Consider the following 15698-nt stretch of genomic DNA (forward strand, 5'->3'; position numbering starts at 1 on the left):
AGCGCCCGTCGGCGCTGCAGCGTCAGCTCTCGCGCCCGTCGGCGCTCGGTGGCGCTTCTGGTCGGCCCTCGGCGCGTTGATCCTGTCGTTCCTGCAGGCCCCCGGCCTGATCGTGGCCGACACCAAGTACGACCTCACCCAGAACCCACTCGGGTTCCTCTCCCGCGCGTCGCATCTGTGGACCTCCGACGCACCGCTCGGTCAGGTGCAGAACCAGGCCTACGGTTATTTCTTCCCGCACGGCGCGTTCTTCGCGCTCGGTGACGTCCTCTCCGTCCCCGGCTGGATCACCCAGCGGCTGTGGTGGGCGCTGCTGCTCTTCGCCGGGTTCTGGGGCATCGTGCGGCTCGCGGAGGCGCTGGAGATCGGCAGCCGCGGATCGCGGGTGGTCGCCGGACTGACGTTCGTCCTGGCACCCCGAGTGCTCACCACTCTGGGCTCCATCAGCTCCGAGTCGCTCCCGGTGATGCTGGCGCCGTGGGTGCTGATTCCCCTGGTGCGCGTCTTCTCCGGGCGCGCGATCGACGTCCGCCGCGCCGCCGCGTCGTCGGCCGTGGCGGTCGCCCTCATGGGCGCGGTGAACGCCGTGGCCACCGCCGCGGCCACGCTGGTCGCCGTCGTCTGGTGGCTCGCGCACCGTCCCGACGCACGGTGGTGGCAGTTCACGCGCTGGTGGATCGTCGCGCTCCTGGCCGCGACCCTGTGGTGGATCGTGCCGCTGCTCGTCCTCGGCGGGGTCAGCCCGCCCTTCCTCGACTACATCGAGTCCGCCGGAACGACGACGCAGTGGGCCTCGCTGACCGAAGCCGTCCGCGGCACCAGCAGTTGGACGCCGTTCGTCTCGCCGGAACGCATCGCGGGCGCGATCGTCGTGACGCAGCCGGCCGTCGTCCTCGCCTCCTGCGTCGTCGCCGCGGCGGGGCTCGCCGGCCTCGCGATGCGGTCGATGCCCGCGCGCGGACGACTCACGCTGATCCTCCTGATCGGCGTGGTGGGTATGGCCGCCGGATACGTGGGCGGGTTGGCCTCGCCGGTGTCGGAGCCGGTGCGCGCGTTCCTCGACGGGGTGGGCGCACCGCTGCGCAACATCCACAAACTCGAGCCGCTGATCCGCCTCCCCCTCGCCCTCGGTATCGCCCACCTGCTCCGGTTCGCCCCGCTGCCGGGCACCGTGTCCTCGCCGCGGTGGCGCCGCGCCGCCCGTCACCCCGAGAAGAACCCGCTGCTGGCCTTCGCCGCGCTGATCCTCGTCGCGCTCACCGTGGCGACGTCGCTCGCCTGGACCGGGCGCCTCGCCCCGCGGGGCGCCTATCCGGCCGTACCCGACGCCTGGTCGCAGGCGGCGCAGTGGGTGACCGACCATGCGGGCGAGGGCCCCGCCCGATCGCGCGCCCTCGTCGTCCCCGGTGCGCCGCTGGCCTCGCAGCTGTGGGGCCTGACCCGCGACGAACCGCTCCAGGCCCTGGCGTCGTCACCGTGGGCGGTGCGCGACGCCGTTCCCCTGGTCCCACCGGGCGCGATCCGTGCGCTCGACGCCGTGCAGCGACTCCTCGCGAACGGCCGTCCGTCCGCCGGACTCGCCGCCACGCTGACCACGATGAACGTGCGGCACCTGGTGCTGCGCAACGATCTCGACCCCGAGACGTCCCGATCCACCCGGACGTCCACGGTCCACCGGGCGATCGAGGGATCACCCGGTCTGCGCCGCGTCGCGACGTTCGGTGACGACGTCGGCCCGGGTGACGTCGAGGGCATCGTCTCCGACTCCGATCTGCGTCCGACGTACCCGGCGATCGAGATCTACGAGGTCGAGGCCGGAGGCGCTCCTGCGGGTCCGTACACGGTGACGGCCGACGACGTACCGCGGGTGCAGGGCGGACCGGAGGTCGCCGCCCGGCTCGACGACGAGCGTGAGCGCGGCGGTATCGCCCCCGTCCCGGCCGGTCCGATCCTGCTCGACGGCGACGCGCGCGCGGCAGGCCTGCCCGTCGACGACGTTCTGGTCACCGACACCCCCGTCGAGCGCGAGGTGGACTTCGGGTCGGTCGACGATCACAGCAGTTCCGTCCGTGCGCCCGACGACGCGCGGCGTACCCTGAACGCCGTTCCGGACTACCCGGCCGGACCCACCCCACCGGTCACCGGATCCTGGCGCGGAGCGCGGGTCACGGTGTCCTCCTCCGCATCCGACGCCACCCAGTTCGGCGGCGCGTTGCCGGGCGCGAATCCGGCCGCGGCGGTCGACGGCGACCTCGTCACGGGGTGGATCAGCAACGGACTCGAGAGCGCGGTCGGGCAGTGGCTCGAACTGCGACCCGACACTCCACTGACGTCGGGCCTGCTCGAATTCCGCACCACCGCAGGGTCGCTCGGCTCACCGGTCAAATGGGTGGAGATCGCCACGGACACCGGCACGTCCGCGGCTCGGATCACCGAACCGGGTGAGCCGGTGGTGGTCTCGTTGCCCGCGGGACGCACCACGTTCGTCCGCATCACGGCGACGCAGACCGAGGACGGATCGCGCGGAGCTCAGTTCGGGATCGCGGATCTGCGGCTGACGGACTTCTCCGACCCCACGGCGCCCGCGCCGATCCGCATCGAGCACCGCACCGACCTGCCCGCACCGGCACCCGAGGTCACCGTGACGGGTTGGTCGCTGGCCCAGGAGCTTCCGGGCCGAGCGGCGTGCATCGACACTCCCGATCGGGTCCGCTGCGCCGGTGGCGTCGGCATCGACCCCGAAGAGGTCGACGCGTTCCAGCGGACGCTGTCGGTCCCGCAGGGCACGGCGGTGACCCCGGAGTTGTGGGTCCGGGGACGACCGGGCTCGGCGCTCGAGGATCTCCTCGCCCGCGACGGGCGCCCCCGCGCGCGCGGCGCGTCCGAGGTGACCGACGTCCGCGGTTCGGCGTTCGCCCTCACCGACGGGGACGACCGCACCAGCTGGACCGCGTCGCCGGATTCGGTCGAGTCCCGCGCCGGCACGTATCCCACGGTGACACTGACACTTCCGCGTCGGGCGCGAGTCGACGGTCTCGCGCTCACCCAGTCGCTCGGCACCCTGCCCGCACATCCCCTCCGTGTCGCCGTCGATCTGGGCGCCGGACCGCAGGTCCGCGAGATCGACCCCGAGGGAACGACGGAGATCGATCTCGCGCCCGCCGAGACCGACCGCATCGTGGTGTCCCTGCTCGACTGGGACGACGTTCTCGACCGCACCGCCCTGGGCTTCGACCGGATCCGCCCGCCCGGGCTCGCGGAGATCGCGGTGCGGTCGGACGATCCGGCCCTGCCCACGACACGGACCGACACCGCCGCCGAGACCGACGCCCCCGTCGTCCTCGCGTGCGGCGAGGGACCCACGCTCACCGTCGCCGGACAGTTGGTCCGCACCGCGGTGACCGCACCCGCATCCGCCCTCGCAGCGGGCGTCCCGGTTCCCGCGACCGTGTGCGCCGGCGATGTTCCCGTCGTCGCGAACGTGTCGAACCCGGTTCCGCTCCCGGCAGGCGCGCAGTCGGTGTCGGTCGATCCCGGCGACGCGTTCGTCGTCGACTCGGTGACCCTGCGCAGCGCTCCCCTCCGCGCCTTCCCGGCGGCCGGGCCGGACCCCGTCGCGGTCGCGGCCGACGAGTGGACCGAGCACACCCGACGCGTGTCGCTCCCGGGAGCCGACGAGGACCGCATTCTGGTGGTCCCCGAGAGCACGTCGGTCTGGCGAGCGACGATTCCCGACGGCACCGTGCTGACCCCGATCGTGGTGAACGGGTGGCAGCAGGGCTGGGTGGTGCCCGCCGGCGTGTCCGGCGAGGTCACGCTGAGCTTCCCCGCCGACACCACCTACCGAACGGCCCTGGTCGCCGGACTGGTGCTGACGGCGGCGCTGATCGCGTTCCTGCTCGTCGGACCGCGACGGGTCGACGCCGCCGCGACGCCGGTCCGGCCCTGGCGCGGCCTCGTCGCCGGGTCGGTGGGCCTGGCCGGTGCGGCCTGGGTGATCGGCGGGCCCGCCGGACTCGGGCTGGTCGCGGCACTCGCCGCCGCGTTCGTCGGGGTGCGCTCACGGTTCGGCCCGGTGGTGGCCGGCCGCGGCGCCGTCGTCGTCGCCGGCGTCGGCTTCACGCTCGCCGGGGCGATGCTCTCCACCGGACCCTGGCGCGCCGCGGGCGGCTACGTCGGCCACTCCGCGGTCATTCAGGGAGCGGCGTTGCTGGCGGTGGTGGCGCCCGCGGTGTCGGTGCTGCTCGCCGCGGCACCGAACTCGCCGGAGTCGTCGGTGCTCGCGAGGCTCGTCGGCCGTCTGCGCCGCTCCCGATCGCGGACGAACACCCGCACCGGCTCTTCGATCAACGCGTAACCGGCCGCGGCCACGGGAATCGTCAACACCAGGGTCGCGGCGGCCACCAGCGGGAACTGTCCCGCGAACGGCGAGATGCCCAGCACCGGGAACACCACCGCCAGGACCGCGAGGTGCCACACGAAGATGCCGTAGGACCACCGCCCGATCGTCAACGCGAGTTCCCCACCGAGCCACCGTGTCCGAATCGACGTGCCCAGGACCAACGGGGCCAGCAGGCAGAACGAGACGAGGGCACCGAGCGAGACCTTGACGGCGAACTGCCACGCGGCCGGCGTCGTCAAGTCCTGCTCACCGGCCACCGGGGTGGCCGCGACGGCGAAGGCGACGACGGCGACCGCGAGCAACGTCCAGCGCCGATCGGCGAGGCGGGCCAACCGGGGACGCACCGCTCCGGCCGGTCGCGCGGCGATCTCCGCCGCGGTCTCCGCGACGACCATGCCCGCGGCGAACCAGGACAGGTAGCCGGGCAGCCAGTTCTCGATGTTCACCCCGTCGACGGTCGCGATCGGCAGGAACGTCCACGCCGTCGACGCCGCCGCGACACCGAGGAGCACGGGTACTCGCCACCGCGCACGCGGGCCGGACAGTCGCGACAGCATCCACCCGACCAGTGGAAGGAGGAGATAGAAGGCCACCTCCACCGACAGCGACCACATCTGCGTGAGCCCCTGGGTGAGCGAGAGCGGGACGAAGACCTGCACCAACGTCAGATTCGCCAGCCACAGCCCGAGACCGCCGCCCGCACCCGGCAGCAGCGCCAGCACCAGGATCACCACCACCCAGTAGACGGGGAGGATGCGCGCCGCGCGGTGCAGCAGGTATCGCCGCGCCGACGGCGCGCGACCGAGACCCCGCGCCGCCGCCGCATGCGGGCGCCAGAGCAGGAAACCCGAGAGTGCGAAGAAGACCGCGACGGCCAGGTCCAGCCGACCGAGCAACGGACCGACCACCGGCACCGAGAACGTTCCCGTCTGGAACGCGACGTGCGTGAGCAGGACACCCACGGCCGCCAGACCCCGCATTCCCTCGAGCGCGGGGACGAAGCCCGCGACCGGCGCCGTCGCGTCGGGCGGCGTCGTCGTCGCCGATACGGAAGGAGCGTCGCTGGTCATGGTCCTGCCCAGTGTGCCTCACGGCGTCCCGCCCCCACGCGGGCGATACGTTAGGGTTCGGGCAGTTCCGGCCACGCTCGACCACCTGACCACAGGAGTTCATGTCCATGGCGAGAAGTTCGTCGGCACCCGCGTCGACCCAGTCTCCGAAGCGTGTGCTTCCGTCGATCCTCATCGGCCTCGGCGTGTTCCTGCTGGTGGTGGCGATCCTCATCCCGCTCTACACGGTGGGACGGCTCGAGAAGACCCCGCTGGACCTCGAGATCACCACCGTCGCCACGGGCACCGGATCGGTGCTCGACTCCCGGTCCCTCTCCGCGGGCCCCGCGCGGGTGGACGAGAACGTTCCCCTGGTGTCGCAGCGGTTCGTCACCACCGAGGAGCCGTCGGACGCCGACCGCATCACCGTGCAGGCCGGCTCCACGCTGCGCCGCACCGACCGTCAGGGCGACACCGGCCTGCTCACCGCCGTCGTCGACCGCGTGACGCTCGACCGCGTGTCCTCCATGCCCGTCGACCCGGTCGGCTCCATCCAGAGCCAGGCCGATCAGCCGGCCACCGAGGTCCCCCACACCGGTCTGCAGTACAAGTTCCCGTTCGACGCGCAGAAGCAGACGTACCCGTTCTTCGACACGGTGGCGCGGCAGTCCTTCGACATGACCTTCGTCGAGGAGACCCAGATCGAGGGCGTGACCGTCTACCACTACACCCAGACCATCCCGGCTCAGGACCTGTCGCAGGTGGTTCCCTCCCCGACCAACAAGCTCTCCCTGCCGGCGAGCACCTGGGGTGTCGAGGGCGGCGAGCAGCCGATCACCATGACGCGGTTCTACGAGAACACCCGCGACATCTACGTCGAACCCACCACCGGCGTGATCGTCAAGGGTGAGGAGGACGTGCACCAGTACTACGCACGCCGCGCCGGCACCCCCGAGGTGGACGTCATCCGCGCGCCGATCGCCTTCGACGACAACACCGTCGAGTACCAGCTCGGCCGCGCCCGCGACGGCATGGACCAGATCGCGCTCATCGGCCGCACGATCCCGATCGTCGCCGGCGTCGTCGGTCTGATCTCCCTGATCCTCGGGCTCGTCCTGCTGCTGCGCGGCGGACGCGGCACCGGCCGTCCCGCCACCGCGACCGGGCCCGCACCGGACGCCCCGACGCAGGCCTACGACTCGCGCGGCACCGACGGTCCCGGCCACGACTGGACCACCGACCGCACCGAGGAGATCCCGCGCACCAACCTGCGCAAGGACTGACCGGTCAGGGGTGGAGGATCGTCACCCCGGCCGCATCACCGAGGGCGTCCAGCGCATGCTGGGCGCCCTCGAGTGGTTCTCGGCGCGCAATCATCGAGGCCACCGCGTCGATCGGCAGCGTGCGCAGCAGCTCCGGGTAGTCGCGCGCGGGCATCCCGTGGCTGCCCAGAACGTCCAACTCGCGGGCGATCGCGACGTCCATCGCCGTGTGCGCACCGCCGGGCACCAGCCCCACCTGGACGTGTCGGCCGCGCCGACGCAGTGACCGCAGCGCGGCGTCCACCAGAGCCGGGTGGCCCGAACACTCCAACGCCACCTGCAGGTCCGACGGCATCGTCGTCCCCGCGTCGGTGGCGCCCAGCCGTCGCGCGAACTCCAGCGCGTCCGGCGACCGATCCACTGCGGTGACGTGCGCGCCCGCCTGCGCGGCCACGATCACCGCCGACAGGCCCAGACCGCCGCACCCGAACACCCCGACCCGCTCACCCGCCACCACCCGCGCCCGACGATGCACCGCCCGCCACGCCGTCGCGTAGCGGCAGCCGAGAGTGGCGGCGACGTCGAACGACACCGCATCGGGCAGCGCCACCAGATTCGTCTCCGCGTAGCGCACCGCGACGAATTCGGCGAACGACCCGTCGTGGGTGAAACCCGGCTGCTCCTGCCGGGCGCACACCTGCTGCTCACCCGCCGCACACTCGGCGCACCGACCGCACGCGCACACGAACGGCGTGGTCACGCGCTGCCCGAGCCAGGCGCGGTCCACCTCGCTGCCCACCGACACCACCGTGCCCGCGAACTCGTGGCCCGGCACGAACGGCAACGGGACGCCGTCGTCGTGTCCCTGCCAGGCGTGCCAGTCGCTGCGGCACACCCCCGTGGCCGCCACCGCGATCACGGCCCCGTCGGGCGCCGCATCGGGCCGCGGCACCTCCCGGAGCTCACCGGGCCGGCCGAACTCCTCGATCACCAGGGCGCGCATGCGTACTTCTCTACACGGAGCGCCGCCGGGCGCAGTGCGCAGGTTCCGGTCCCCTGCACGCGGTGCAACCGGTGAAGGTGACGGAACCCGAGCAGAACCCGAAACCGCGACGCGTGGAGCGCCCCCGGCGTACGCTCCGCCGCAACATCAGCAGCAACTCCGGGGAGCTCGCATGGCCGAGAAGACCGATTCGCGTGACATGGTCATCATCCACAGCGTGTTCCGCCGCGAGCTCCGGCTGGCCCCGGACATGGTGCGGGCGGTGCCCGACGGCGACACCACCCGATCGAGCGTGGTGGCCGAGCACCTCACCGACCTGCTCGACCTCCTGCACCACCACCACGAGGGCGAGGATCAGCTGCTCTGGCCCAAGCTGCGGGAGCGAGCCGCGGAGTTCACCGATCTGTTCGACTCCATGGACGCCGACCACGGCAGCATCGGCTCCTCCATCGACGCGGTGCAGTCGGCGCTCCGGGACTGGGCGGGCACGGCGGACCGCATGCACGGCGACCGCCTGGCCGAGGCACTCGACACCCTGCTGCCTCCGCTGGTCGACCACCTCGACCGCGAGGAAGCGCGCATCCTCCCGCTGGTCGACCAGCTGCTCACCCCGGAGGAGTGGGGCGAACTCGGCGCTCGCGGGTTCGGACTGCTGCCCCCGCAGAAAGCGATGATCGTGCTGGGACAGATGGCCGAGGACACCCCGGAGGAGAACTGGGACGTCTTCTTCTCGCACCTGCCCGAGCCGGTCCAGCAGGCGTACACCGCCATCGGCGCGCCCGCCTACCTCGACTACGTCGGGACCGTCCGCGGCTGAGCCACGCCCTCGGGCCGGCGCGGCCGCCACCCTCGGGCCGGCGCGGCCGTGACCATCGGGCCGGCGCGGCCGTGACCATCGGGCCGGCGCGGCCGTGACCCTCAGGCCGGCGCAGCCACCGTGTTCGTGACCGACCCGATCCGCTCGATCGCCAGCGTCACCCGATCACCCGGTCGGATCCACCGGTCCAACTCGAGCCCGCAGCCCGACGGCAGGGTGCCGGAGGACAGCACCTCTCCCGGTCCGACGGACTCGCCGCGGCTCGCGTAGGCGAGAGCCTCGGCGATCGACCAGCGTGCTCCCGCGGTGGAGGTCGAGGACCACACCTCGCCGTTCACGGTGACGGTGCCGCCGAGATCGTCCAGCACGGGCAGGATCTCGTCGGCGGTGACCACCTCCGCACTCATGGAGCTGGCGAACGTCTTCGTCTTGATCACCGGGCCGAAGAGTCCCTCGCGCTGCTCCACCCACTGCACGTCCCGGGCACTGAAGTCGTCGAACACCACGAAGCCGCCGATGGCGGCCTCGGCCTCGGCGACGGACGCATCCCGAACGGGACGGGCGACGATCGCCGCGAACTCCAGCTCGAAGTCGAGCTTCTCCGTGTATTGCGGCCAGGGCATCGGGTCGCCGTCGCCGACGACGGTGAGGTGATTGCCCGTGTAGTACACCGGGTGCCGCCCGAATTCGGGGCCGGGAGCCATGGGCGGGAACGTCTTTCGCGTCACCGCACGGTAGGCCTTGGCCAGCGGGACCACGGCCGGCAGGTTGTGCCGGACCAGGGTCGCGGCCGCCTGGTTCCAGTGCTTCTCCCACCCGGCGAAGCAGCGCAACGATCGCGGCTCGAAGGCCGTCGACGCCGTGCGTTCGGTCGACGGGGCTCCCTCGCTCACGGCCCGCTCGATCGCCGTCCGTGCTGCGTCGCGCACCCGTTCACCGCCGGCCAGGAACTCCACCACGGTCGTCGGCACGCCGTCCGCGCCGCCGGTGTCGAACCACCGGTCGGTCGCCTCGTGCAGAACGTCGACTCCGGTCCGTCCCCGCCGAATTCTCATCGTGACACCCCCTCCGTCGATCCAAACACACCGCGCGGGAGGGCTGCCACGGCTGTCGTCACAACGGTGGCCACCGCCGCACCGCACACGGCCACAACGACCAACGACGTCGTGCTGTCGGCCACGAGCAGGATCACGACGGCCTGCGTGACGACGACCAGCCACGCGAGCGCCGCCGGTCGCGTGTCACCGCGCGCGACGGACGCGACGAGCGCGCACTGCACCATCGACAACAGCGCACCCTGAGCTGCGAAGATCCACAGGAGCGGCGCGGCGGCGGCGTACTCCGGTCCGAGGACCACGGTCACGAGCGGCGCGGCCACGGCGGCGCCGACGACGACGACCGTGCCGATCCCCGCCAGGACGGCCAGTGCGCTGCGCACCGCGGCGGTGGACGAGCGCGGGTCCGCCATCCGGGGGTAGAGCACGACACCGACGGCCTGCGGCAACCAGAACGCGCCCTTGGCGGCGACGGCGCCCAGGGCGTAGATCCCGGCCTGGTCGGCATCGAGCACGCGGCGAGCGAGCAGCAGGTCCACCGACGTCAGCAGCACGATGACCAGCTGGACCTGCGACGCGGCGAGCACGTCTCGCACCCGGCCCACCGCGGCGCCGACCGCGACGTCGGCCCTCCGGTCGGCGACCACGCGCGCGAGGGCCACCACCGCTGCGGACCCGGCGGCGCTCGCGAGCAGGGCAGGACCGGCCGACGCTCCGAGTGCCAGCGCGATCACGGCCGGCGCCACCTTGCCCACGCCCGCCGCACCGAGCACCAGGCCGAGCTCCCGGAACCGCGACCCCCCTTGCAGCACACCCTGTTCCGCGGCGAGAAGGACGAGGACGGGAGCGCTGGCGACAGCGGCGACGACCGCGGGCAGGGTGATGTCGAGAACCAGGGACAGCAGTGGCGCCGCCACGAGCGCCACCCCGGCCACCGCCCACGCGCACCGCCGGCCGGTCCGTCGCAACGACGCCCGCGGTCGTCCGCGCACCGCGTCCCGCGCGATCACCGTCTGGACCGCGAGCGCCGGCACCGCGAGCACCAGCTGCGCCGCGAGCAAGGGACCGAACTCGCCGTACCCCGTCGGTCCCAGCAGGTCGGCCGCCACCACCTGCAGGGCGTACGACGCGAGGTTGGCGAGCATCGATCCCGCCGTCACCATGCTCACCCCGGCCGCCACAGCGGAGGCGCGCGCAGGGATCATGCCCTCATGATGGCAGGGACGACGGCCCCCGCCCGGGCAGGGACGACCCTGCGCGCCCGGGTGGGTGTTGCGGTGTGGTCCGTGATGCTGGCGGCGGTCGCCCTCGGTCCGCTGCTCGGCGTCCTGCTGCCCGGCGGTGGTCACCTGCTGCTGCGCGACGGCGTGACGACGCCCCGATCGCACCTCACCGACTCGGCACTCGGCCTCGGGGAGAGCGCGGCGCGGGCGGTCCCGCAGGACGCGGTGGTGGCCGTGGCGTCGTCCGTCGTCGACGGCGGCACCCTGGTGGTCGGCATCCTGCTGCTCGCCTTGGCGTGCGCGGGCATCGGGGCGGGTGTCATGGTCGCGCGCCTGCTGAACACAGCGTCGGCGGCACCGCGGGTGGTCGCGGCCACGGTGGCGATCTGGAATCCGTACGTCGCGGAACGACTGCTGCAGGGCCACTGGAGTCTGGTGGTGGGGTACGCCGTCCTGCCGTGGACCGTCGTCGCGGCCGAGTCCCTGCGTCGCGCGGTCACCGCTCGCCGTGCCGCGGCCGTGGTGCTGTGCCTCGGGATCGCCGGGCTGACGCCCACCGGCCTGCTGCTCAACGCGCTCGTCGCGGCGGTCGTCGTCCTGGCTCCGGGTGCGCCTCGCCGCCTCGCGACCGGCGTCGTGCTCGCCGCGACCCTGCTGCTGTCGGCGCCGTGGTCCGTGGCGGCGCTGACCTCCGGGGCCGGGGCGGAGTCGGACCCGGCCGGAGTGGCGGCGTTCGCGGCGCGCGCCGAACCGGGTCTGGCCACCCTCGGCTCCCTCGCCGGCCTGGGCGGCATCTGGAACGCCGACGCAGTGCCGTCGTCGCGGACCACGTGGTGGGCGCTGGTGGGCACGGCGCTTCTCCTGGCGGTCGCCGCCGCGGGGGTGCCCGCACTCCGACGACGTCGCGGCCCGACGATCATCGCCCTGATCGGCCTCGGCCTGCTCGCGGTCCTGCTCACGGCCCTCGCGGCGACACCGCTCGGTCTCGACGTCGGGCGCTGGGCCGCCGACGCCGTCCCCGGCGCCGGGTTGCTGCGTGACGGTCAGAAGTGGGTCGCGCTGTGGATGCCCGGTCTGGCTCTGGCGGCCGCGGCCGGGTCCACGACCGCGATGCGTGCGGGGGTGGCCTCGCTCCTCGTCGTCGCCGCCCTGCCGGATCTGGCGTGGGGAGCGGGCGGGGCGCTGCGCCCCGTGCACTATCCGGACGACTGGGCGCAGGTGACCGCGGCGATCGGCGCATCGGAGCAGGACGTGGCCGTGCTGCCGTCCGGCACCTTCCGGGTGTTCCCGTTCAGCGGGGAGGTCCCGGTCCTCGACCCCGCCCCGCGCTGGTTGGCTGCCGACGTCCTCCAGACCGGCGATCTGCCCGTCGGCGGGCATGTGGTGGCCGGGGAGGGCGAGCGCGCCCGCGAGGTGGAGGGCCGGCTGCTGTCCGGACGCGCCCCCGATCCGAGCCTCGGCGTGGGGTGGGTGCTGCTCGAGGTCTCCTCGCGCGGCGAGTTCGGTCGCGTCGACGAGGCGGTGGGCGCACTCGACGAGGTCTACGCCGGGCCGGATCTCGTGCTCTACCGCGTTCCCGACGCGATCACGCCGGCCCCGGCCGACCGCACCGCGGCCGTCGCCACCCATCTGCTGTGGGCGGGACTCACCCTCGCAGCGGGCGCGACCGTGGCGGCCGGGACGGTGCGGTCGCGTCGCCGATGACCAGGCCCGCGACCATCGTGCCGTCGGCCCGGTCCCGCAGCACCGAGGCCACCGCGTCGGCGCACTGTGCCCAGGAGAAGTCCTCGGCGCGGGCGCGCGCCTTCTCCCCCAGCTGGCGACGCCGCGCGTCGTCGTCGATCAGGTCGCGAACGGCGTCGGCGAGCTCGTCGACGTCGCTCGCCCGCGCCCGCCACTCGTCGCCGACGAGCGCGCCGGTGACGCCGTCGACCACCGAGTCGGTCAACCCCCGCGAGTGGCGGTAGCCGACCGTCGGCACGCCGTGTTGCGCGGCCTCGACGACGGCGAGACCCCACCCTTCCTTCCGCGACGGCAGGACGTGGACCCATGCCCGGGCGAGCACCTCGTGCTTGCGCCGCTCGGTCACGTGACCGTGGAAGGTGACCGCGTCGGCGACGCCCCGACTGCGCGCGTGTGCCCGCAGCCGGTCCTCCCACCAGCCGCCACCGACGACGTCGAGACGCAGGGACGGCCGTTCCGTGCGCAGGCGGGCGACGACGTCGATCGCGTCCTCGATCTGCTTGTGCGGGACCAACCGGGACAGCACGGCGAGCGTCGGTTCGGACGCGCGCGTGGCTGCGACACCCGTCTCGGAACCCGCCTCGAGGCCCGCGGGCAGGTCGTCGACACCGTTGCGGACCACCGCCACCCGGTCACGGTCGACGCCGAGCGCGACCAGTTCGTCCGCCGACGGCAGGGAGACGGTGAGGTACTGCGCCGACCGGTGGACCCGCGGCGACACGCGCGATTCGAGGAACCACCCCAGGCGCGCCATGACGCGGCCGGCGACCGGCCACTGCTCGCGGTGGCAATGGTGGACCAGGACCGTCACGGGCGCCCGCGTCACCAGGCGGGCGAAGAAGGGAATGCCGTTCTGGGTGTCCACGACGGCGTCGGGACGCAGCCCGGCCAGCGGGCCGACGCCCCACCGGCCGACCAGCATCGCAGCGAGGGCGCGCGGGTAGACGGTGAGCCGTCCCCCGGCACGGCTGATGCGCATGCCGTCGCGCATCTCGGTACGCGGGGCACCGGGATACGCGGCCGTGCGCAGCGTGACCCGAACGCCCTGCGCGGCCAGGCCGGCGCCGACGTGTTCGAGGTAGCGTTCGCTGCCACCGCCCTGGGGATGGCCGGTGTCACGCCAGCACAGCAGCAGGACCTCACGCAGCTCGCCCACACCGTCACCTCCCCGGTCGTCCGGGGGTCGAGTATGCCAAGCTCGATCGGTCCGTGTGCGGCCGGACGGTTACAGTCGGCAGCCGTGCCGATCCGCCGCAGCGCCCCCTGTCCGGTGACGGCCGCCGTCGCCCGCCGCGCCACGCTGGCCCGCTCGGTATCGCTGATCCGCGAGTTCGGCTACGAACAATCGGACCCCGCCCGCTTCTACGGCACCCTGGCCGACGACACCGCACGCATGGTGGACGACCTGTGGCGAGGCGCCACCGACACCACGCTGGACGGCCGCACCGTGCTCGACGTCGGCGGCGGCCCCGGCTACTTCGCGGACGCGTTCGCCGCCGCGGGTGCCACCTACGTCTCCGTCGAACCCGACGCCGGCGAGATGCACGCCGCGGGTCTCGACGCTCGGGGTTCCGTGCGCGGCTCGGGCACCGCGCTGCCGTTCCGGACGAACAGCGTGGATCTCTGCTTGTCCTCGAACGTCGCCGAGCACGTCGCCCGCCCGTGGGACCTGGCGGAGGAGATGCTGCGCGTCACCCGCCCCGGCGGGATCGTGGTGCTGTCCTACACGCTGTGGTGGGGTCCGTTCGGGGGGCACGAGACGGGGCCGTGGCACGTCCTGGGCGGGGAGTACGCCGCTCGGCGGTACGCCCGCGTCCACGGCCGGGAGCCGAAGAACCGCTTCGGCGCGTCACTGTTCCCCATTCGCGCGTCGCACGGATTGCGCTGGGCACGAACGACATCGAGCGGCGAGCTGCTCGCCGCGTTCCCCAGATACCATCCGCGCTGGGCGTGGTGGAGCGTCCGGGTCCCGGCCTTCCGCGAGGCGGCGGTGAGCAATCTGGTGTTGGTGCTGCGCGCGCGCTGACGGTTAGGGTGACTCGGATGACCGCACCGCGCACCCGCCCCACGTCCGCTGCCGGTCGCCCCGCTCGGGGCACGCGAGAATCGCAGGTCGTCGCTCTCGACATCGGCGGGACGAAGTTCTCCGCCGCGCTGGTCGGCGACGACGGGCGTCCGGGGAATCCCGTCGTCGTCCCGACCCCCACCGAGAACGTCTGGGCGGCGTGCGAGGAACTGCTGCTGACCGTCGTCGCCGACGCGGACGTCGAGATCGACGACGTCACCGCCGTCGGTATCGCCTCGGCCGGTCCGGTGGACACCGTGGCCGGAACGGTCGGTCCGATCAACATCGCCGAGTGGTACGACGGCTTCGGGATCGTCGACGCGGTCCGCGGCCTGTTCCCCTCCGCCACGGTCGATCTCGCACTCGACGGGGCGTGCGCGGCGCTGGCGGAACACCGCTTCGGCGCCGCCCGCGGCCACGACAACGTGCTGGGCATGGTGGTGTCCACGGGCATCGGGGGCGGCGTGATCCTCGGTGGACGTCCGGTGTCCGGACGCAGTGGCAACGCCGGGCACGTGGGCCACATCGTCGTTCCCGGTTCGGTGGACCCATGTACGTGCGGCGGCGTCGGCTGCGTCGAGACCGTCGCCAGCGGCCCCAACGCCGTGCGCTGGGCACGCGAGAACGGGTGGGCGGGCGAGACCGGCGTGGAATTGGCGGACTCCGCGCGCGAGGGCGACTCGCTCGCCGTCGCGGCCTTGCAGCGCGCGGGTGTGGCACTGGGTCAGGCGATCTCGTCCGCAGCCGCCCTGCTGGACCTGGACGTCGCCGTGGTGGGCGGCGGCTTCAGCGCCGCCGGCGACGCGCTCTGGAATCCGCTGCAGGAGACCGTGGCGCTGCACGCACGCCTCGGCTTCCTCACCGACTTCACGGTGGTCCCCGCCGAACTGGGCGGCATCGGAACCCTCACCGGCGCGGCGGTTCTCGCCCACGGCGCCGCCTAGTCCGAACCTGGACCGAGACGGCCGAACCGCGTCGGAGCGATGCCGGAACGCACACGAGTCGGTCGGATCGCCGGATACCCGTCGGTTCGGGCGACTCGTGTGCAGCGGCGCATGCCCCGTCACGACCGAACGCCC

At 73.3% G+C, this 15698-nt stretch carries 10 protein-coding genes and 1 pseudogene; 6 read left to right on the forward strand and 5 right to left on the reverse strand.

The genetic code is table 11. The features are described 5' to 3' along the window. Positions 1 to 76: 76 nt before the first annotated feature. Positions 77 to 4357 carry an alpha-(1->3)-arabinofuranosyltransferase domain-containing protein gene (locus RC2_RS19450; RefSeq protein WP_442981463.1) on the forward strand — a complete coding sequence of 1427 codons (4281 nt, stop codon included), beginning with the start codon at positions 77 to 79 and terminating at the stop codon, positions 4355 to 4357. Here RC2_RS19450 and RC2_RS08415 read toward each other — a convergent pair. Then, a pseudogene (locus RC2_RS08415) lies at positions 4276 to 5472 on the reverse strand (acyltransferase family protein); the annotation flags it as partial. The gene RC2_RS19450 and the pseudogene RC2_RS08415 overlap by 82 nt on opposite strands. A 107-nt stretch (positions 5473 to 5579) precedes the next feature. Between RC2_RS08415 and pgfA the strand changes: the two are divergent. Next, positions 5580 to 6734 carry a cell envelope lipid trafficking protein PgfA gene (gene pgfA / locus RC2_RS08420; RefSeq protein ID WP_068145292.1) on the forward strand — a complete coding sequence of 385 codons (1155 nt, stop codon included), beginning with the start codon at positions 5580 to 5582 and terminating at the stop codon, positions 6732 to 6734. A gap of 4 nt (positions 6735 to 6738) precedes the next feature. Here pgfA and RC2_RS08425 read toward each other — a convergent pair whose 3' ends face one another. Continuing rightward, complete coding sequence (locus RC2_RS08425; protein ID WP_068145195.1) at positions 6739 to 7716, reverse strand: alcohol dehydrogenase catalytic domain-containing protein; 978 nt, start codon at positions 7714 to 7716, stop codon at positions 6739 to 6741. 172 nt (positions 7717 to 7888) lie between these two features. On the opposite strand from RC2_RS08425, the gene RC2_RS08430 reads away from it, so the two are divergent. Next, positions 7889 to 8533, forward strand: coding sequence for a hemerythrin domain-containing protein (locus RC2_RS08430; RefSeq protein ID WP_068145199.1), 645 nt, complete (start codon positions 7889 to 7891; stop codon positions 8531 to 8533). A 101-nt stretch (positions 8534 to 8634) separates the two neighbouring features. Here RC2_RS08430 and RC2_RS08435 read toward each other — a convergent pair whose 3' ends face one another. Then, on the reverse strand, positions 8635 to 9588 hold the full coding sequence (locus RC2_RS08435) for a fumarylacetoacetate hydrolase family protein (protein ID WP_068145203.1): 954 nt from the start codon (positions 9586 to 9588) through the stop codon (positions 8635 to 8637). Beyond that, positions 9585 to 10793, reverse strand: a complete 1209-nt coding sequence (locus tag RC2_RS08440; protein ID WP_139277318.1) for a lipopolysaccharide biosynthesis protein — start codon at positions 10791 to 10793, stop codon at positions 9585 to 9587. Before RC2_RS08440 ends, RC2_RS08435 begins: the two co-directional genes overlap by 4 nt. Positions 10794 to 10802: 9 nt before the next feature. Between RC2_RS08440 and RC2_RS08445 the strand changes: the two genes are divergently transcribed. Then, positions 10803 to 12515, forward strand: coding sequence for an MmpA family trehalose lipid delivery protein (locus RC2_RS08445; RefSeq protein WP_068145300.1), 1713 nt, complete (start codon positions 10803 to 10805; stop codon positions 12513 to 12515). Here RC2_RS08445 and RC2_RS08450 read toward each other — a convergent pair. Then, a complete protein-coding gene (locus RC2_RS08450) occupies positions 12457 to 13701 on the reverse strand; it encodes a glycosyltransferase family 4 protein (RefSeq protein ID WP_068145297.1) in 1245 nt (414 codons plus the stop codon). The two genes, RC2_RS08445 and RC2_RS08450, sit on opposite strands and share 59 nt — an antisense overlap. A 123-nt stretch (positions 13702 to 13824) precedes the next feature. Here RC2_RS08450 and RC2_RS08455 point away from each other — a divergent pair, with 123 nt between their 5' ends. Both RC2_RS08455 and RC2_RS08460 read left to right on the forward strand, forming a co-directional pair. Then, on the forward strand, positions 13825 to 14580 hold the full coding sequence (locus RC2_RS08455) for a class I SAM-dependent methyltransferase (protein ID WP_068145206.1): 756 nt from the start codon (positions 13825 to 13827) through the stop codon (positions 14578 to 14580). Positions 14581 to 14597: 17 nt separating this feature from the next. Further along, positions 14598 to 15563 (forward strand): ROK family protein, encoded by a 966-nt coding sequence (locus RC2_RS08460; protein ID WP_082895354.1) that lies wholly within the window; start codon positions 14598 to 14600, stop codon positions 15561 to 15563. Positions 15564 to 15698: the final 135 nt, after the last annotated feature.

This window comes from Rhodococcoides corynebacterioides NBRC 14404 (assembly GCF_001894765.1).
In the GTDB taxonomy this organism is placed as follows: domain Bacteria; phylum Actinomycetota; class Actinomycetes; order Mycobacteriales; family Mycobacteriaceae; genus Rhodococcoides; species Rhodococcoides corynebacterioides.